This window comes from Desertimonas flava, from assembly GCF_003426815.1.
In the GTDB taxonomy this organism is placed as follows: Bacteria; Actinomycetota; Acidimicrobiia; order Acidimicrobiales; family Ilumatobacteraceae; genus Desertimonas; species Desertimonas flava.
The window spans coordinates 463,479-480,383 of record NZ_QKYK01000001.1 but is presented as its reverse complement, the minus strand read 5'-3'; the positions used below and the strand labels follow the sequence as shown (position 1 = coordinate 480,383).

19 protein-coding genes and 1 tRNA gene are annotated in these 16,905 nt (G+C 70.0%); 12 read left to right on the top strand and 8 right to left on the bottom strand.

All coding sequences use genetic code 11. The features are described 5' to 3' along the window. Window positions 1–21: 21 nt before the first annotated feature. Complete coding sequence (locus DN771_RS02340; RefSeq protein WP_116995679.1) at window positions 22–876, top strand: NmrA family NAD(P)-binding protein; 855 nt, start codon at window positions 22–24, stop codon at window positions 874–876. 114 nt (window positions 877–990) lie between these two features. Here DN771_RS02340 and DN771_RS02335 read toward each other — a convergent pair. The 4 genes from DN771_RS02335 to DN771_RS02320 form a co-directional block, all read right to left on the bottom strand. Next, window positions 991–1,068, bottom strand: a tRNA-Pro gene (locus tag DN771_RS02335). A 171-nt stretch (window positions 1,069–1,239) separates the two neighbouring features. After that, window positions 1,240–1,755 (bottom strand): response regulator, encoded by a 516-nt coding sequence (locus DN771_RS02330; protein ID WP_162941447.1) that lies wholly within the window; start codon window positions 1,753–1,755, stop codon window positions 1,240–1,242. A gap of 46 nt (window positions 1,756–1,801) precedes the next feature. Further along, window positions 1,802–2,953: an ArsA family ATPase gene (locus DN771_RS02325; protein WP_116995677.1), complete on the bottom strand. Its 1,152-nt coding sequence runs from the start codon at window positions 2,951–2,953 to the stop codon at window positions 1,802–1,804. Then, on the bottom strand, window positions 2,950–3,822 hold the full coding sequence (locus DN771_RS02320; RefSeq protein WP_162941446.1) for an ArsA family ATPase: 873 nt from the start codon (window positions 3,820–3,822) through the stop codon (window positions 2,950–2,952). Before DN771_RS02320 ends, DN771_RS02325 begins: the two co-directional genes overlap by 4 nt. Window positions 3,823–3,848: 26 nt before the next feature. Between DN771_RS02320 and DN771_RS02315 the strand changes: the two genes are divergently transcribed. The 7 genes from DN771_RS02315 to DN771_RS02285 all read left to right on the top strand — a co-directional run bounded on the left by DN771_RS02315 (window position 3,849) and on the right by DN771_RS02285 (window position 10,176). Continuing rightward, window positions 3,849–5,273 carry an NfeD family protein gene (locus DN771_RS02315; protein ID WP_116995675.1) on the top strand — a complete coding sequence of 475 codons (1,425 nt, stop codon included), beginning with the start codon at window positions 3,849–3,851 and terminating at the stop codon, window positions 5,271–5,273. Between the two features lie 166 nt (window positions 5,274–5,439). Next, the gene (locus DN771_RS30305) at window positions 5,440–5,823 is read left to right on the top strand and encodes a WhiB family transcriptional regulator (RefSeq protein WP_227462246.1); all 384 of its coding nucleotides are present in this window, start codon (window positions 5,440–5,442) and stop codon (window positions 5,821–5,823) included. A gap of 224 nt (window positions 5,824–6,047) precedes the next feature. Further along, window positions 6,048–7,112, top strand: coding sequence for a zinc-binding dehydrogenase (locus tag DN771_RS02305; RefSeq protein ID WP_205528377.1), 1,065 nt, complete (start codon window positions 6,048–6,050; stop codon window positions 7,110–7,112). Then, window positions 7,109–8,125 (top strand): class I SAM-dependent methyltransferase, encoded by a 1,017-nt coding sequence (locus tag DN771_RS02300; RefSeq protein ID WP_116995673.1) that lies wholly within the window; start codon window positions 7,109–7,111, stop codon window positions 8,123–8,125. Before DN771_RS02305 ends, DN771_RS02300 begins: the two co-directional genes overlap by 4 nt. Window positions 8,126–8,139: 14 nt before the next feature. Next, on the top strand, window positions 8,140–9,546 hold the full coding sequence (locus DN771_RS02295; protein WP_116995672.1) for an amidohydrolase family protein: 1,407 nt from the start codon (window positions 8,140–8,142) through the stop codon (window positions 9,544–9,546). Between the two features lies 1 nt (window position 9,547). Beyond that, entirely contained in the window at window positions 9,548–9,700 is a 153-nt protein-coding gene (locus DN771_RS29155; RefSeq protein WP_162941445.1) for a hypothetical protein, read from the top strand. Then, complete coding sequence (locus DN771_RS02285; protein ID WP_116995671.1) at window positions 9,697–10,176, top strand: VOC family protein; 480 nt, start codon at window positions 9,697–9,699, stop codon at window positions 10,174–10,176. The genes DN771_RS29155 and DN771_RS02285 overlap by 4 nt, the downstream gene beginning before the upstream one ends. Before the next feature lie 71 nt (window positions 10,177–10,247). On the opposite strand, the gene DN771_RS02280 is transcribed toward DN771_RS02285, so the two are convergent. Then, a complete protein-coding gene (locus tag DN771_RS02280) occupies window positions 10,248–10,760 on the bottom strand; it encodes a winged helix-turn-helix transcriptional regulator (RefSeq protein WP_116995670.1) in 513 nt (170 codons plus the stop codon). A 91-nt stretch (window positions 10,761–10,851) separates the two neighbouring features. Here DN771_RS02280 and DN771_RS02275 point away from each other — a divergent pair, with 91 nt between their 5' ends. Beyond that, window positions 10,852–11,187, top strand: a complete 336-nt coding sequence (locus DN771_RS02275; RefSeq protein ID WP_116995669.1) for a nuclear transport factor 2-like protein — start codon at window positions 10,852–10,854, stop codon at window positions 11,185–11,187. A gap of 8 nt (window positions 11,188–11,195) precedes the next feature. Here the strand turns inward: DN771_RS02275 and DN771_RS02270 are convergent, their stop codons facing one another. Next, window positions 11,196–12,173: a helix-turn-helix transcriptional regulator gene (locus DN771_RS02270; RefSeq protein ID WP_116995668.1), complete on the bottom strand. Its 978-nt coding sequence runs from the start codon at window positions 12,171–12,173 to the stop codon at window positions 11,196–11,198. Between the two features lie 106 nt (window positions 12,174–12,279). On the opposite strand from DN771_RS02270, the gene DN771_RS02265 reads away from it, so the two are divergent. Next, complete coding sequence (locus DN771_RS02265) at window positions 12,280–12,681, top strand: RidA family protein (RefSeq protein ID WP_116995785.1); 402 nt, start codon at window positions 12,280–12,282, stop codon at window positions 12,679–12,681. 59 nt (window positions 12,682–12,740) lie between these two features. Further along, window positions 12,741–12,959, top strand: a complete 219-nt coding sequence (locus tag DN771_RS02260; RefSeq protein WP_116995667.1) for a hypothetical protein — start codon at window positions 12,741–12,743, stop codon at window positions 12,957–12,959. Between the two features lie 286 nt (window positions 12,960–13,245). On the opposite strand, the gene DN771_RS02255 is transcribed toward DN771_RS02260, so the two are convergent. Together DN771_RS02255 and DN771_RS02250 are read right to left on the bottom strand one after the other, a co-directional pair. Further along, entirely contained in the window at window positions 13,246–14,802 is a 1,557-nt protein-coding gene (locus DN771_RS02255) for an acyl-CoA carboxylase subunit beta (RefSeq protein ID WP_227462245.1), read from the bottom strand. Between the two features lie 142 nt (window positions 14,803–14,944). Further along, window positions 14,945–15,769 (bottom strand): SIMPL domain-containing protein, encoded by an 825-nt coding sequence (locus DN771_RS02250; RefSeq protein WP_162941444.1) that lies wholly within the window; start codon window positions 15,767–15,769, stop codon window positions 14,945–14,947. A 200-nt stretch (window positions 15,770–15,969) separates the two neighbouring features. On the opposite strand from DN771_RS02250, the gene DN771_RS02245 reads away from it, so the two are divergent. After that, entirely contained in the window at window positions 15,970–16,899 is a 930-nt protein-coding gene (locus DN771_RS02245) for a carbohydrate ABC transporter permease (RefSeq protein ID WP_205528376.1), read from the top strand. Window positions 16,900–16,905: the final 6 nt, after the last annotated feature.

Sequence of the window (16,905 nt, the reverse complement as noted above, 5' to 3'; positions counted from 1 at the left end):
TGATCCCGTCAACGTGAGCTGATGACAACGTTTGAACCACTCCGCGCAACCGCCCGACCGTCCGACGACGGCCCCATCCTGATCATCGGGGCGACAGGCAAAACCGGGCGGCGCGTGCTGGCGGCACTCACCGATGCCGGGGCCGACGTGCGGCCGACGAGCCGGTCGTCACCCACATACTTCGACTGGACCGAGCCCGACTCGTGGGCGCCGGCGCTCGCCGGTGCCCGCTCCGCCTACGTCGTGCCGCCCGACGTCCCGTCGGACATCGAGCGCTTCGTCGCCGAGGCAGAGGCGGCGGGACTCGAACGCCTCGTGCTCTTGTCGGCGCGGCAGCCCGAGCAGGGCGGCGACGGTGTGCTCCTGGAGGTCGAAGCGGCGGTACGCCAGGGCGCCCTCCCCACCACGGTGCTGCGCCCGTCGTGGTTCTCCCAGAACTTCACCGAGGGCTTGTTCGTCGACGAGCTCGCCGAGGGCGTGCTCCGGTTGCCCGTCGGTGACGGTCGCGAGCCGTTCGTCGACACGGCGGACATCGCGGCGGTCGCCGTCAGCGCACTCATCGGCGACGGCCCGCACGACGCCACCTACGACCTGTCGGGCCCCGAACTGCTCACGTTCGACGACGCCGTGGCGCGTCTGGCCCGAGTGACCGGCCGCGAGCTCCGTTTCGAGCCGGTCGAAGTCGACGTGTGGGCCGATGCCGCGTCGGCGTACCTGCCGGCGCCTGTCGTCGAGCTGCTCATGAACCTGTTCACGGCGATCCGCGAGGGTGCCAACGAGTACCTCTCACCGGGTGTGCAACAGGTCCTCGGGCGACCGGCCCGATCCTTCGACGACGCCTTGTCGGGCGCCGGGCTCAGCGAAACGACGGCGTGAATTCCCGCGCACGACAACGGCGACCCGACACACCGATGACCAACACCCGAACCCAGAACCTTCACAGTCCGACCCCGGAGGATCGGACCGTCGCCGATGTCCCGAGACATCAGATGGTCGGGGTGAGAGGATTTGAACCTCCGGCCTCCACGTCCCGAACGTGGCGCGCTAACCAAGCTGCGCTACACCCCGTAGCGGCTGCACACGCTACCGGCCGCGGGTCGGTTCCGATCACTCCGTTCGGCGATTCGGCGACGGACGTCCATCCGAGTGTGGGACGCCCACCTGTGGGGCATTCCACACTCGGGCGCGCTTCAACACTCGGGTGGGTCGGGGGGTGACGGTCGAGCGTGGACGCCGGCGTCAGGTGGCGGCGGGGACGGCGTCGGCACCCTCGGCGGTGTCGACGGTCTCGGCACCCTCGTCGGCGGGGGCGGCTGCGGCCTCGGAGGTGTCGACGGCGGTGCCGGTGGCCTCGTCGATGCCCTCGGTGTAGGTGCCGCCGGTGGCGACGGTGCGCACGGCCCGGCGCAGGCGCAGCGGGTCGAGCGGCTTCACCATCCAGCCCTCGGCGCCACTGCGGCGGGCGAGGTGGATGTCGGCCTCGCGGTCGAGCAGCATCAGCACCGGGATCGCCGGCGCCCGCCCCGCCGAGGCGTCGAGGCGGAGGGCCATCGTCACGGCCATGCCACCCATCGAGCCGATCTGCAGGTCGAAGATGCCGATGTCGAACGAGTGGTCCTGCTTCATCGCCTTGGTGACCTGCCGGGCGACCTCGCGACCGTCCGAGCACACCGTGAACGACGTGTTCTCGTCACCGAGCACGGCGACGACGTCGTCGACCAGCCACTTGGCATCCGTTGCGAGCAGAACGTGCACGGCTCGCAGAGTATCCGACGGGCCGCCCGTCACCCCAGGGCGCCGCTCAGAACAGCGCCTTGCGGACGTGGTCGATGCCGTCGCGGTCGTGGACGTCGCCCGACAGCAGCGGCACCTCCACCAGCACCCCGTCGTCGAAGAGCTTGGCGAACTCGGCCACCTGGGACAGCTCGGCCTCACGCAACGCCCGTAGCTCGGCGAGGTTCCTCCACAGCCCGGCTGCTGGGTCATCGACGGCCTCGAGCCGATCGGCCTCGGCGGCGGCGTCGGCCGCCGAGCCGTCACCGAACGCGGGATGGATGCGATTGACGACACCGGCGATGCCCTCGATCCCCTGATCGGCGAGCTGGTCGACGAACCACGTCGACTCGATGACCGCCTCGTGGCGGGGGGACGTGACCACGACGAACCGGGTGACGTCGGACCGGAGCAGGCCGATCACCTCGTCGGCGCGACGGCGAAAGCCCTGTTCCATGCCGGCGAATCCCTGGAAGAAGGCCACGGCGTCGGCAAGGACGTCGGACCCCACCACCTTGCCGATGGCGCGCAGGAACGGTTGCGTGGCGACGCCGACGATCCGCATGCCGCGCTGGGCCGGCAGCATCATCAGCCGGAACAGGCGGTGGTCGAGGAACCGGGCCAGGACGCCCGGCGCCTCGAGGAAGTCGAGGGCGTTCCTGGTCGGCGGGGTGTCGACCACGACCAGGTCGAAGCGCTCGTCATGGTGCAGCAGGTGCAGCGTCTCGGCCGCCATGTACTCCTGGGTGCCGCTGAGCGAGACCGCCATGTTGCGGAAGAACGGGTTGGCCAGGATCCGCTCGGCCTGTTCCGGCGACTCGGCATTGCGGCGCACGACGTCGACGAACGCCGCCTCGGTGTCGAGCATCATCGCCCACAGCTCGCCACCGTCGCTGCTGGAGTCGCCGCCGGAGTCGCTGTCGGTTGCGAGACCGGCCTCGTCCAGGGAGACGCGCGTCGGCTCGGGCCCGAGGCCGTCGGCGAGCCCGAGGGCGTCGGCCAGTCGCCGGGCCGGGTCGATCGTGACGACCACGGCCCGCCGGCCCCGCCGGGCCCCCTCCACGCCGATCGCCGCGGCTGCCGTCGTCTTGCCCACGCCACCAGGACCGCAGCACACCACCACGCCGGCGCCGTCGACCACGGGTCCGAGGCCGGCGTCCCGGCGCTCCCGGCCGCTCATCGAACGCTTCCCGGGGTCACCGCGGCCGCCAGCTTGGTGACCACGTCGGGACCGAGCTCGGACGCCGCGGCCAGCGGGACGTGCAGCTGCGGCAGGGGCAGGGCCTCGGCCAGCCGGGTGATCGCCGCCGTCTGCATCTCCCGTCGCTGGCGCCGGAACTCGGCGGCCTGCACGAGCGCCGCCCAGTCGTCGCCGAAGCGGTCCCCGTCACCCGGTGCGTGGACGGCGGGCCCGACGTCGACGGCGTTGACGATCACCGGCCCGAGCGTCACGCCGACCCGGTCCTCGAGGGCAAAGGCTGTCTCGATCGTCTCGTTCACCGGCGTCGTCTCGGGCAACGTGACAAGAACCACATTGCATCGGGCCGGGTCGTGGAGCAGCTCCAGCACGTCGTCGGCCTGCGACCGCACCGGCCCGCCGCGAACGGCGTCATGCATGCCCGCCGGCGACGTGAGCATCGTGACGGCGTGCCCGGCAGCCGGGCCGTCGACGACGATGAGATCCCACTCGCCGGTGCGCGCGAGCTGCTTGATCTTGCCCAGGACCACGATGTCGTCGATCCCCGGCGCCGCCGTCGACACCACGTCGATCACGCCGGAGGCGGTGAGACGCTTGGCGATCCGCCCGAATCCGTGGTCACGCAGATAGTCCTCGAGGGCGGCCGGAGCCGACAGCTCGAGCAGCGGGATGTCACCGACGAGGCGGGACAGGACCGGCTTGCCGTCGAGCTCGACGGCGAGGACGCGGTGACCTGCGGCGGCGGCCGCTGACGCCAGAACTGCCGTTACCGTTGTCTTGCCGACTCCGCCCTTGCCCGCCACCACCAGCACCCGGGCAGCCGAGAGCACCGGCACCAGACTCCCGTTCACCGGGTTCACGCACTCCGGAGGCATCTTTGCGCAGACTAGCGATCGGCTTCGTCACGGCCGCGGCGGCGGTGTCGTTCGCCGGCAGCCTGATCGGCAGCCCCGCCAGCGCGTCGACGGCGAGCACCGGCACCGACGAGGTCCCGGCTGCCACCGAACCGGCCGCCGACGGGGGTTCCGCCGACGACAGCCGGATCACCGCCCCGCCGGTCCACGTGCTCCAGGTGAGCGGCCTCTTCGACGAGATCGTCGTCGACTCGATCACCAACGCCATCGACGACGCCGAGTCCGAGGGCGCCCAGGCGCTGATCCTCCAGGTCAACACGCGCGGATCGGTCGTCGGCGACGACACGATGGAACAGCTGATGGAGGACATCGACGCGGCGCCGATCCCGATCGGCCTGTGGGTGGGTCCGTCCAGCGCCAAGCTCTACGGGCGTCCGGCGCAGCTCCTCGCCGTGGCCGACGTGAGCGGCATGGCCCCCGGCGCCCGTGTCGGGTACACAGGCACACCGCTGCACCCCGAGGGCGTCACGGTCGAGTTCGGCGACGCCTCCGACCGCCTCCGCCGCGGGTCGATGGGACTGAGCGACGCCCGGGAGTTCGGCGTCTTCAACCAGCGCATCACCGACGAGGGCATCCCCACCCTCAAGTCGATGCTCTACGCCCTCGACGGCTACGAGGAGAACGGTGTCGTCCTCCACACGGTCGAGAACAGCGTGGCCGACGACGGCACCCCGCAGCAGGAACCGGTGGCCACGGTCATCATGACCAAGCTCTCGCTCACCGACCAGATCTTCCACACCGTCGCCAGTCCGTCGATCTCCTACCTCCTGCTGCTCGTGGGCCTGGCGCTGCTGATCTTCGAGTTCTTCACCGCGGGTGTGGGCATCGCCGGCGTGGTCGGCGCAGGGTCGCTCGTCCTCGCCTGCACCGGCCTCGCCGCCCTGCCCATCCGCGGCTGGGCGCTCGCCATGATCGTCCTGTCGATGATCGCCTTCGCCGTCGACGTGCAGGTCGGCATCCCGCGGTTCTGGACCGGGGTCGGCATCGTCGGCACCATCATCGGCAGCTTCTGGCTCTTCGAGTCGCTGCCCGGCGCCACGCTCCGGCCGTCGTGGATCACGCTGCTCACCGGCGTCGGCGGCATCACGATCACGTTCGTCACCGGCATGCCGTCGATGGTCCGCACCCGCTTCGCCACGCCGACCATCGGGCGTGAGTGGATGATCGGTGAGATCGGCCACGCCGACGGCGCCATCGACCCCGACGGCATCGTCACCGTGGGCAACGGCCAGTGGCGGGCCCGCACCAACCGGGCCACACCGATCGCCGCCGGCGACCAGGTGCGCGTCGCCGCCATCGACGGCGTCACACTGGAGGTCGAGCCACTCGAAGGAGCGGCCAAGGACTACCGCGAGCGCCGCTCGGCCAAGCACTCCACCGCCGAATAGACCAGCGAATCGGGCCAGCCGGAGGGCAGGCCGTCTGCTCGTCGCGAGCGAGGAGCTCCCCGCGGCCCGGGCGGTTCATGAGCGCCATGTTCCCAGGTGGTAAACCCTGCGTGAACACGGTCGCGGACCCTTGTGGAGGCCGCCGGGCGTTCCTACCGTTTGCTCCGTGGCGACCAACCTGCGCACCAATCCCCCGGCCGGGACGCACCTCGACCCCCTGACCCGACGCACCGTGTCGGTCACGTCGGTGTCCAGCACCACAGGCGTCCGTCGCACCGCCGACCGGCGCGATCGGCGCCGTGACGCCGAACCCGGTGCGTGGCGCCGACAGGCCATGTGCCAGGGCGACGCGGCCACCGACTTCTATCCGCCGTTCGGCGGCGAACGCAAGCGCGACCGGGTGGCTCGCGAGCAGCGGGCCAAGGCGATCTGCGCGACCTGCTCGGTGAGCAGCCAGTGCCTCGAGCAGGCCGTGGCCACCGGCGAGCGCTACGGCGTGTGGGGTGGACTCAACTTCGAGGAACGCCTCTCCTTCCGCCGCTCGGCCTAGTGGTCTAGTCCCGCGCCCGCGGGGCGGCGCCCCGATTGACGTCGCCGACGTCGTCCCGCTACCGTCGCTGTCGGCGCGAGTGGGCAACAAACTCTCGCTACTCACGAGTCGGCCCGACCCCACGCACGATGCGGGGCGAGGTCGGATCGGGGTTCGCCGTTGCATGCCGATTGGCGTGCAACGCCGGTCGGTGACCGACATCCGAACCGACCAGCGGAGCCTCGATGACCTCCACGTCCCCATCCGATTCGATGCGCGCCGTGCGCCACCACGCCCACGGCGGGACCGACGTCCTGCAGCTCGACGAGATCGCCGTTCCGACACCGCGTGCCGGTGAGGTGCTGATCCGTGTCGAGGCGTGTGCGCTCAACCACCTCGACGTGCTGCAGCGGCGCGGGCCGGCCCTGATCCCCGGCTTCGCTCTCCCGCACACGGCAGGCATGGACGTGGCCGGCATCGTCGAAGCGCTCGGCCCCGACACGTCCGGCGGCGCCGTGGCGACCGGGTCCCGCGTGGTCGTCAACCCCGCCGTGCCGTGCGGCGACTGCGCCCCGTGCCGCGCCGGCTTCGACGGACGCTGCCCGTCCACCGGCGTCATCGGCGCCACGTTGCCCGGTGGGTACGCCGAGTACGTCGTCGCCCCGCTGGCCAACGTCCACATCGTTCCCGACGACGCCGACCTGGTGGAGGCGGCGACCGTGCCGACGATCTGGATGACCGCCCACCACGCCCTCCACGTCACCGGCCGCGCCGCCCCCGGCGAGACGGCGTTGATCCACGCCGGCGCCAGCGGTGTGAGCACGGCAGCCATCCAGCTCGCCCGCGCCGCCGGCCTGCGGGTGATCTCGACGGTCAGCTCGCCGGAGAAGGTCGCCTACGTCGACAAGCTCGGGGCCGACGTGGTGATCGACACGTCGAGTGCCGACGTGGTCGGCACCGTCAAGGACGTCACCGCCGGACGCGGCGTCGACCTCGTGATTGATCACGTCGGACCCGCCACGTTCCCGGCCGGCCTGTTCAGCCTGGCCCCGCGCGGCCGGCTCGTCTTCCTCGGCAACACGACCGGCAACCAGGTGCAGTTCGACCTCGCCTACGCCTACCACTTCGGCCTTCAGCTGCTCGGCTCCGACCCCTACGACATGGCCGAGTTCGGCCCGATGCTCGACCTGTACTGGGCATCAGGCTTCGTGACGCCGATCGACCGCGAGTACCCCCTCGCCGACGCCGCGGCCGCCCACGAGCACCTCGAGTCCCGCCGGGCGATGGGCAAGGTGGTGCTGCGACCATGAGCTCGCCGGCGCCGGTGTGGGATGCGATCAACGGCTTCGCCGCGTACTGGGCATTGCACACCGCCGTCGAGCTCGGACTCTTCGACGCCCTCGCCGACCAGCAGCTCCCGACGGGGCAGCTGGCCGCGGCCACCGGTGTCGCCGACGCGGCCGATCTCGACGCCCTGGCCGCGCTCCTCGCGGCCCTCGACCTGCTCGACACCCACGGCGGGACGTGGGCACTCACCGACACGTCCCGGCGCTTCCTCGTCTCCACCTCGCCGGCGGCGATGACCGACCTCGTTCGCCTGTCGCCGGGCTCACCTGCCGCGTGGCCACGACTCGCCGGCACGCTGCGTGCCGGTGGTCCCGACGCGGCGACGTTGGCGGACACCGGTGACCTGATGCCCGACCTCGTGCGGGCCACGGCGGCGACCCAGCGCGCCGTCGCCGCCGGAGTCGGCGCCGAGCTGACCTGGCCCGACGGCGCCGTGATCGTCGACCTCGGCTGTGGGTCTGGCGCCTGGCTCTCGGCGCTGCTCGACGCCGCCGGTCCGCGCGCCAGAGGGATCGGCGTGGACGTGCCCCACGTGATCGACTCGGTGGCCTCCCGGCTGACGGCGACGACGCCCGGCATCGAGCTGCACGCCGGCGACTACCTCACGGCGCCGCTCCCGGTCGACCGGGCCGACGTCGTGGTCCTCGCCCACGTGCTGCGCGCCGAACCCGAAGCCCGCGCCGCGGCGCTGACGGCCCGGGCGATCGAATTGCTGGCACCGGGCGGGACACTGCTCGTCGCCGACTACTTCGTGCCCGGCGCCGGCCACACCGCCGACGTCTATCGGGCGGCCCGCCACGACCTCACGCTCGCCCTCACGATGCGCGCCGGCACGGCCGGGCGCGGCGTCACCGAAGCGCAGCTGGCCGCCTGGTGCGCCGACCACGACGCCGTCACCACGGCGGTGATCGAGCCCGTCCCCCGCCAGCGAGTCCACCTCATCCAACGAACCACCACCGCTCGGCAACGAGCATGAACCGGAGACCCTCAATGACCGACACGTCCCTCGCCCCAGGCGTCGCCGACACGATCATCACCGACACCATCGCCGTGACGATGGACGACGACCGGCGAGTCATCACCGACGCTGCGATCGCCATCGCCGGCGGCCGGATCGCCGCCATCGGCAAGGCCGCCGACATCACCCGCGACTGGCGCAGTGACGACGTGGTCGACGGTCGGCGCTTCGTCGTCACCCCGGGACTCGTCAACACGCACATCCACATCACCGGCGAGCCGCTGACCCGCGGCTTCGTCCCCGACGACACCCCGTTCCTCGAGAACGTGTTCGAGTGGCTGACGCCGATCCACACGTACTACACGCCCGAGGACGAACACATCTCGGCCCAGATGGCGGCCCTCGAGATGCTCAAGTCGGGCACCACGGCCTTCCTCGAGGCCGGCACCATCCGCTTCATCGACCCGGTGGTCGACGCGCTCGGCGAGATCGGCATCCGCGCCAGGGTCGGCCCGTGGGCGTGGGACCTCGTGCCCCACTACGACGCCCTCAAGATGGACACCGCGGCTGCGATCGCCACGCTCGAGGACGCGATGAGCCGCTACGGCTCGGTGCACGACGGGCGCATCCAGGCCTGGCCGATCGTCATCGGCCACACGTGCTGCAGCGACGAGCTGTGGACCGCCGCCAAACAGCTGTCGGTGGACCACGGCACCGGCTTCAGCTTCCACATGTCACCGGCCCAGATGGACGTCGACGGATTCATGGAGAGCTTCGGTCAGCGGCCGATGGTGCACCTGAACGAGATCGGCGTGCTCGGCCCCAACGTGATCCTCACGCACGCGGTGTACGTCGACGACGAGGAGGTGCAGATCCTCGCCGACACCGGGACGAGCGTGTCGCACTGCCCGACCACGGCGCTCAAGGTGTCGTACGGCGTCACCCAGATCGGCAAGTTCCCGGAGATGGCAGCAGCGGGCGTGAACGTGGCGATCGGCACCGACGGCAACAACGCGTCGAACTACCACGACCTGATGCGGGCCACGTATCTGGTCGCCGGGCTGTACAAGGACGCCCGGCGCGACGCGACGATGTTCCCCGCCGAGGAGGCCTTCGCCATGGCGACGCGCAACGGCGCCAAGGGTCTCCAGGCGTTCGACGAGTTCGGCTCACTCGAGGTCGGCAAGCAGGCCGACCTCGTGCTGCACGACACCAACCGTCCGGAGTGGCGTCCATTGCACAATGTGGCCAATCAGCTCGTATGGTCAGCGGATGGACGCGGTGTCCACACGGTGTTCGTCGGTGGCCGGCGAGTCGTCGAGGACTACCGCTGCACGACGATCGACGAGGACGACCTGCTCCGCAGGGCGCAGGTCGCCGGAGAAGGCATCCGCCAGCGCTCCGGTCTCCCGGACCGGGCCAAGTGGCCGACGATCTGACATGAGCACTCCCACGAACCCATCCGGACCGAACGACACCATCCCGATCGACACCATCCCGATCGACACCATCCCGATCGACACCATCTCGACCGACACCATCCCGACCGACACCAATCGACTCACCAACCGACCTGACGAGGACCTGACATGACCGAGAACGCCAACAAGCTCACCCAGCCCCGCTGGACCCACATCGCCCTGCCGGTGTCGGATCTCGAGCGGTCGATCGAGTTCTACACCACCATCACGCCGCTCGTCGTCGTCGCCCGCAACACCGACGTCAACGGCAAGGGCGCCTGGCTGTCCAACGAGGGCCAGGTCGAGAATCCGTTCGTGCTCGTCATCGCCGAGTTCATCCCCGAGGTCGGCGAGCGCTTCGGCGTGAAGCCGGGCGAGCCGGCCACCACGCTGGCGCCGTTCGCCCACATCGGCATCGAGATGCCCAACCGCGAGGACGTCGACGCCATCGCCGACCGGGCCCGCGAGCTCGGCGCCCTGCAATGGGAGCCCATGGACATGGCCGAGCACATCGGCTACATCTGCGCCGTGCGGGACCCCGACGGCAACGTCATCGAGTTCTCCCACAACCAGAAGGTGTACTCCACCATCCGCGAGCTCTGGGGCTGACCCCCACCCCTGACGATCTGGGGCTCGATCGTGCCATTCCCGCATCTGGGCGCGGATCGTGACGCTGGCCGTCACGATCCGCGCCCAGTTCTGTGTCTGGAGAGGGTGTCGGCGTAGCGCCGGCGGAACGGTTCGCTCGCTGCTGGCCCCGCGGTGAACACGAAGTCGGGACCATCGACGCGACGACCGGTCCGGGCGTCGACCAGTACCGGTTCGGCCTCGTCACCCGTCGCCGCGTCGACCAGGATCATGCTCCGCTCACTCGGGTCGAGCCGGCTGTTGCCCCATGCCGCCAGGGCCACGATGACGGGCCGGAGCGACTGGCCGAGCGGCGTGAGCACGTACTCGTGGCGCGGCGGGTTGGACTGGTACTGGCGGCGATCCAGCACGCCGCCGTCGACGAGGCGCTTGAGACGGCCGGTGAGCAAGCTGGAGGAGATCCCGAGGTTCTCCTGGAACTCGTCGAACCGGCGATATCCGTCGAACGCGTCGTGGAGGATCAGCAGGGTCCACCACTCGCCGACCAGCCCCAGCGTCGACGACAGCGGACATTCGCGATCTTGGAGGCGGATCCTGCTCGACATCGTTGCTTCTCCAGGAGTGACTGCTAATCTCGAAGCGACTGACTTCGAATTCAGCAGTCACTGTACAGCACAGGTTCGAGAGGAGCCGCAGATGAGCGGTGCGACACTTCCATCCGTCATCGAGACGTACCAGAGGGCCCACGACCGCCACGACGCCGATGCGGCCATCACCGCGTTCGGCGCCGATGCCACCGTCGTCGACGAGGGCGCCACATACACCGGAGCAGAGCGGATCCGATGGTGGCTCGAGCGCACCGCCAGTGAGTACACCTACACCCGAACGCTCACAGGCGTCGACGACCTCGGCGGTGGCGTCGTCGTCGTGCACAACCACTTGTCGGGCGACTTCCCCGGCGGCGAGGTCGACCTGCGCTACCGGTTCGAGCTGCGCGGCGACCTCATCCACCGCCTGGAGATCGCACCGTGACCCACCGCTCAGATCGACGCCGGTCCGTAACGGGCCGCGATCGTCGCGGCACGGTCGCGGAGTGCTTCGCGTAACGACACCGGCTCCAGCACCTCGGCGTCGGTGGCGAGCTGCCACAGCGCCCACACGGCGTGTCGCGTGTCCTGGAACGCCATCTCGAGACGCAGCCATCCGTCGGTGTCGGTCGTCTCGGTGAGGATGGCCAACGCAGTGCCCACGAGTTCGTCTCGACGCGCCGGATCGACGCGGGCGAGCACGGCCACCTGGTCGCCGCCGGTGCGGAACCGCCGGCTGCGTTCCTTCCAGATCTCGTCCAGATCGACCCGCTCGGGGCGTTGCGCCGGCTCGTCGAGCTCCTCAGCGGCCAGCACTCGCGACAGCCGGTACGTGCGGTCCTCACCCGAGACCGTCGCCAGCAGGTAGCCGTGGCCGCGCACCGTGACGAGCCCGATCGGGTCGACGGTTCGCCACGTCGGCGCACGGTCGGCAGCGGCGTAGTGGAGACGCAGTTTGTGACCGGCGAGCACCGCGCTCCGGATCTCGCCGACGATCGTGGCGGGAGCCTCGTCGGCGACGACTCGACGGGCGAGCAGATCGGTGTCGGGATCGACGAGGAGGCGTTGGCTGGCGCCGGCCGCCCTGGCGCGATGCGTGTCGGGCAAGGCGTCGACCACCTTGAGCATCGCCGATGTGAGGGCCGAGCCGAGGCCGAAGCTCTGCGCACCGCGGCGCGAGCCGGCTACCAACAGGGCCAGCGCCTCGTCGTCGTTCAATCCGGTCAGCTCGGTGCGCAGGCCGGGCAGCAGGGCAAAGCCGCCGCGACGTCCGCGCTCGGAGTACACGGGAACGCCCGCCGCCGACAGCGCCTCGATGTCGCGCAGGACGGTGCGGGTGGACACCTCCAGCTCGGCGGCGAGCGTGGTCGCCGACAACCGTCCGCGCTGCCGCAACAGCAGGACGATCGAGACCAACCGATCGGCGCGCATGTCGTCAACGATGCCAGAGATATGCGACACAAGATGTCGTGTATTGGTTGAGACGCTCACGTGTGTCGACGTCACCGATGGCGCCGACGAAGCGAATGGAGACGATGTGACAGTGGAACGAACGGCGGTCAATCCGTGGGCGTGGTCGGTCGAGCTGGGCTACAACCAGGGCGAGATCGTGTCCGGGCCGACCCGGACGCTGTACTGCTCGGGGCAGGCGGCGATGAGCGGCGACGGCCGGCCGATGCACGGCGGCGACCTCGCGGCGCAGCTGGCGCTGAGCATCGACAACCTCGAGGCGGTTCTCGGCGAGGCGGGAATGTGCTTGGCGAACCTCGTGCGTCTCAACGTGTACACCACCGACGTCGACGGGCTCATCCCGCACTACGGCGTGCTGGCCGCCCGGCTGGGCGCGGCCGGGGTGGCTCCGACCACCACGATGCTGGGTGTCGGTCGCCTCGCGGTGCCCGACCTGCTGGTCGAGTTGGAGGGCACAGCTGTCGCCTGACACCGCCGGTCGAAACGCGACCGTGACCGATCGGGGCTCCTGCGACAGCATGGAGGTCCATGCCTCCGCCGAACGGGTTCGAGTACCAGCGGCGCGGTGACGGCACGATCGTCATCACCCACCACGGACGTCACGCGACGACGCTGCGTGGCCGGCGGGCGGCCGAGTTCCTCGACGATGTCGATGCCGACCCGCAGGAGGTGATGGCCCGCTGGACGGGCAACTACCGCCGCGGCAACGAGCGCATGTCCCGGGATCACCCCCGCAACCACCGCTGACACGGCGCGAGCCGATCAACGCGAGCGCGAGGAGGGCAGTGGGGATAGAGCCGGCGCGAGCCGGTCAACGCGAGCGCGAGGAGGGCAGTGGGGATAGAGCCGGCGCGAGCCGATCAACGCGAGCGCGAGGAGGGCAGTGGGGATGGAACGCCCCGAGAGGGCCGAGAGTCGAGATGACGCCACAGCAACTCTTCAGCGCCCCCGGCGCCCGGGCTTTGCCGGGCGCCGGGGGCCACAGATCAACTCGCCGCAGGCGAGCGAGCGAAGCGAAGCGAGCCGAGGACGACTACAACGGCATGTTGCCGTGCTTGCGGCGGGGCAGTTCCTCGCGCTTGGTGCGCAGGAGGCGCAGGCCGGCGACGATCTTCTGCCGGGTCTCGGCGGGGTCGATCACGTCGTCGACGATGCCGCGTTCGGCCGCCGCGTAGGGGTTGGCGTAGCGCTCGGTGTACTCGCCGATCAGCTCGGCCCGCCGGGTGGCCGGGTCGGCCGCCTGCTGCAGCTCGCGGCGGTAGACGATCTCCACGGCACCCTGCGGGCCCATGACGGCCAGCTCGGCGGTCGGCCAGGCGAAGGCCAGGTCGGCGCCGATCGACTTCGAGTTCATCACCACGTACGCGCCGCCGTAGGCCTTGCGGGTGATGACCTGGATGCGCGGCACGGTCGCTTCGCAGTAGGCGTAGAGCAGCTTGGCGCCGTGCCGGATGATGCCGCCGTACTCCTGGTCGACACCGGGCAGGAAGCCGGGCACGTCGACGAACGTGACGAGCGGGATGTTGAAGGCGTCGCACGAGCGGACGAACCGGGCGGCCTTCTCGGAGGACTCGATGTCGAGCACGCCGGCGAGCACCATCGGCTGGTTACCGACGATGCCGACCGTGCGCCCGTCGATGCGGGCGAAGCCGCAGAGGATCGAGCGCGCCCAGTGCGGGAAGTACTCGAAGAACTCGCCGTCGTCGACCACGGCCGAGATCACCTTGTGCATGTCGTAGGGCATGTTCGGGCTGGCCGGCAGCAGGTCGGTGAGCTCGGGGCAGAGCCGGTCGGGGTCGTCGCCCGAGTCCAGCTCCGGCGGCTCCTCCATGTTGTTCTGAGGCAGGAAGCCGAGCAGGAAGCGCACATCGTCGAGGCAGGCCTTCTCGTCGGCCGACACGAACGTGGCCACGCCCGACTTCGAGGCGTGGCTCATCGCGCCGCCCAACTCCTCGAGCGTGACGTCCTCGCCGGTCACCGTCTTCACCACGTCGGGGCCGGTGATGAACATGTGCGACGTCTCGCGCACCATGAAGATGAAGTCGGTCATCGCCGGCGAGTACACGGCGCCGCCGGCGCACGGGCCGAGGATCACCGAGATCTGCGGCACGACGCCCGACGACAGGACGTTGCGGTAGAAGATGCCGCCGTAGCTGGCGAGCGACACGACACCCTCTTGGATGCGGGCGCCGGCGCCATCGTTGAGACCCACGACCGGGGCTCCGACCTTGAGGGCGAGGTCCATCAGCTTGTGGATCTTCTCGGCGAACACCTCGCCGAGGGCACCGCCGTACACCGTGAAGTCCTGGGAGAAGACGAAGACCTTACGTCCGTCCACGGTGCCCCAGCCGGTGATCACACCGTCGGTGTAGGGCCGCTCCTCGAGCCCCGCCGCATGAGCACGGTGGCGGGCGAGCAGGTCGAGCTCATTGAAAGATCCAGGATCAAGGAGATAGTCGATCCGCTCGCGGGCGAGCATCTTGCCCTTGCTGTGCTGGCGCTCGACGGCACGGGGCGAGCCGGCGTGGTACGCCTCCTCGCGGCGGCGGCGCAGGTCGTCGATCTTGTCCTGCATCGGGTTCGCGGTCATCGCCGATCGAAACTACTCGCCGGACCCTTCCGGAACGCAGGCCGCAGACGCCACCCGGCGGCGTCCACGACCTGCGTCACCGCTTCCTGTGCTGCTGTGGTTGCATTCGTGCAACCACAGACGGCTGAGAATCGTGGCTTGGTCAGGCGATGGTGAACGTGACGGTGACCTGGACCTGGAGGTCCAGGGTGCCGGGCGAGATCGGCACGCCGGCGGCGGCGTCCTCCATCGCCCCGACCCGGCCGAAGTTGACCGGGATGCCGAGCGGCGTGTCGACGATCGACTCCACCGAGCCGAGATTCACGCCGGCCGCCGCGGCGTACTGCCCGGCGATCGTCTGGGCGTTGGCGAAGGCCTCGACCCGGGCCTCCTCGAGCACGGTCTCGGGATCGGCGAACGAGAACGTCACACCGCCGACGGTGAAGCCGGGACCGGCGGCCTGTTGGGCGGTGTCGATGGCGGAGCCGACGGCGTCGATGTCGCGGACCGTGACGTCGACGTTGATGGACGCCTGGTAGCCGGTGACGGTGGCGCCGTCGTCGCCGAACGTCGACCACAGGCTGAGCCCGGAGGTCTGGATGTCCTCCTCGGCGATGCCTGCAGCGACGAGGGCCGCGGTGAGATCGGTGACGCCGCTGGACACCTGCTCCATCGCCGCCTCGCCGGTCTCGGCGGTCACCTGCACCCCGAGGTTGACCACCGCGGTGTCCGGATCGACGGTGACCGATCCGGTGCCCGACACGGTGATCGTGCCGGAAGCCGGGGCCCCCGGTTCGACCGGCAGCACCGTCGTGTCGGCCGGCGGGACGACCGGTGCGGCGGTGTCGGCGGCGGTGCCGGCGGTGGTGTCGGCGGGGGGATCGACGGGCGTTGAGGCCGAGGCCGTGGCGGCGCCGGTGAGGCCGACGACGCCCGCCGAGGCGGCGACGGCGAGAGCGGCAACGGTCTTCTTCGACAGGCGGTGCATGGGGATTCCTTGCTGTTGTTGGTGGATCGCTGTGGTGGATCGGTACTGAATTGAGCTTGGACGGCGGGCGTGGAGTGTCGGAACGGAAAGGACCATAGGACGCTCGCCGAACCGCGATGGTTCCCGTTCACTCGGGGTTCGCAGAGCATTCCGATGCGGTCGGTCCGGGGGTCATTTTTGCCGGAGTAAGGTCGCCCGCCGTGACGGCTCCGGACCGGACGCTGCCGTTCTCTGGGAGTCGGCGGCAGCTTCGCAACCACCCGTGGCGGGACTACGCGCTGTTCTTCGTGCTGGTCGGGCCCAACCTCGCGCTGCTCATCCTGTTCGTCCACCGGCCACTGATCGACAACATCCGCCTGTCCTTCTACGACTGGAACTTCGCCAGCCCGTCGCGGGTCTGGCGGGGGTTCGGCAACTATCGCGAGTGGTGGCACCGGGACGACAGCTGGGAGGTCGTGCGCAACACGGTCACGTTCACCGTGTTCGCCGTGGCCGGCTCGATGGTGCTCGGCCTCGCCCTGGCGATGCTCCTCGACCAGCAGCTGCGCGGCCGCAACCTCGCCCGTGCCGTGATCTTCGCCCCGTTCGTCCTGTCGGGCGCGGCCGTCGGCCTCGCCGCCCAGTTCGTGTTCGATCCCCGCTTCGGCTTCGTCCAGGACCTGCTGCGTCGCGTCGGTGTCACCTCACCGAACTTCTACCAGGACCCGGAATGGGCACTGTTCATGGTGACGGTGACCTACATCTGGAAGAACCTCGGGTACACGTTCGTCATCTATCTGGCGGCGCTGCAGGGGGTCCGCCGCGACCTGATGGAGGCGGCGCAGATCGACGGCGCCAGTCCGTGGCGCACGTTCCGGCGCGTCCTGCTGCCGCAGCTGCGGCCCACCACGTTCTTCCTGTCGATCACCGTGATCCTCAACTCGCTCCAGGTGTTCGACCTCATCAACGTGATGACGCGCGGCGGGCCGTTGCAGAACGGCACGACGACGATGGTGTACCAGGTGTACGTCGAGTCGTTCCGCAACCTGCGCCCGGGATACGGCTCGGCGGTGGCGACGATCATGTTCGCCGCCCTGCTCATCATCACCGTGATCCAGGTGAGGGTCATGGATCGGGCGGATGCCCGATGAGCAGCA

Bases quoted from the DNA above. Each gene is read 5' to 3' on its own strand.
- DN771_RS02250 (WP_162941444.1), bottom strand. From the start codon at position 15,769: ATGCACCGCCTGTCGAAGAAGACCGTTGCCGCTCTCGCCGTCGCCGCC.
- DN771_RS02260 (WP_116995667.1), top strand. From the start codon at position 12,741: ATGCCTCCGCCGAACGGGTTCGAGTACCAGCGGCGCGGTGACGGCACG.
- DN771_RS02280 (WP_116995670.1), bottom strand. From the start codon at position 10,760: ATGTCGAGCAGGATCCGCCTCCAAGATCGCGAATGTCCGCTGTCGTCG.
- DN771_RS02340 (WP_116995679.1), top strand. From the start codon at position 22: ATGACAACGTTTGAACCACTCCGCGCAACCGCCCGACCGTCCGACGAC.
- DN771_RS29155 (WP_162941445.1), top strand. From the start codon at position 9,548: ATGAGCACTCCCACGAACCCATCCGGACCGAACGACACCATCCCGATC.
- DN771_RS02275 (WP_116995669.1), top strand. From the start codon at position 10,852: ATGAGCGGTGCGACACTTCCATCCGTCATCGAGACGTACCAGAGGGCC.
- DN771_RS02270 (WP_116995668.1), bottom strand. From the start codon at position 12,173: ATGCGCGCCGATCGGTTGGTCTCGATCGTCCTGCTGTTGCGGCAGCGC.
- DN771_RS02305 (WP_205528377.1), top strand. From the start codon at position 6,048: ATGACCTCCACGTCCCCATCCGATTCGATGCGCGCCGTGCGCCACCAC.
- DN771_RS02300 (WP_116995673.1), top strand. From the start codon at position 7,109: ATGAGCTCGCCGGCGCCGGTGTGGGATGCGATCAACGGCTTCGCCGCG.
- DN771_RS02325 (WP_116995677.1), bottom strand. From the start codon at position 2,953: ATGAGCGGCCGGGAGCGCCGGGACGCCGGCCTCGGACCCGTGGTCGAC.
- DN771_RS02255 (WP_227462245.1), bottom strand. From the start codon at position 14,802: ATGACCGCGAACCCGATGCAGGACAAGATCGACGACCTGCGCCGCCGC.
- DN771_RS02295 (WP_116995672.1), top strand. From the start codon at position 8,140: ATGACCGACACGTCCCTCGCCCCAGGCGTCGCCGACACGATCATCACC.
- DN771_RS02285 (WP_116995671.1), top strand. From the start codon at position 9,697: ATGACCGAGAACGCCAACAAGCTCACCCAGCCCCGCTGGACCCACATC.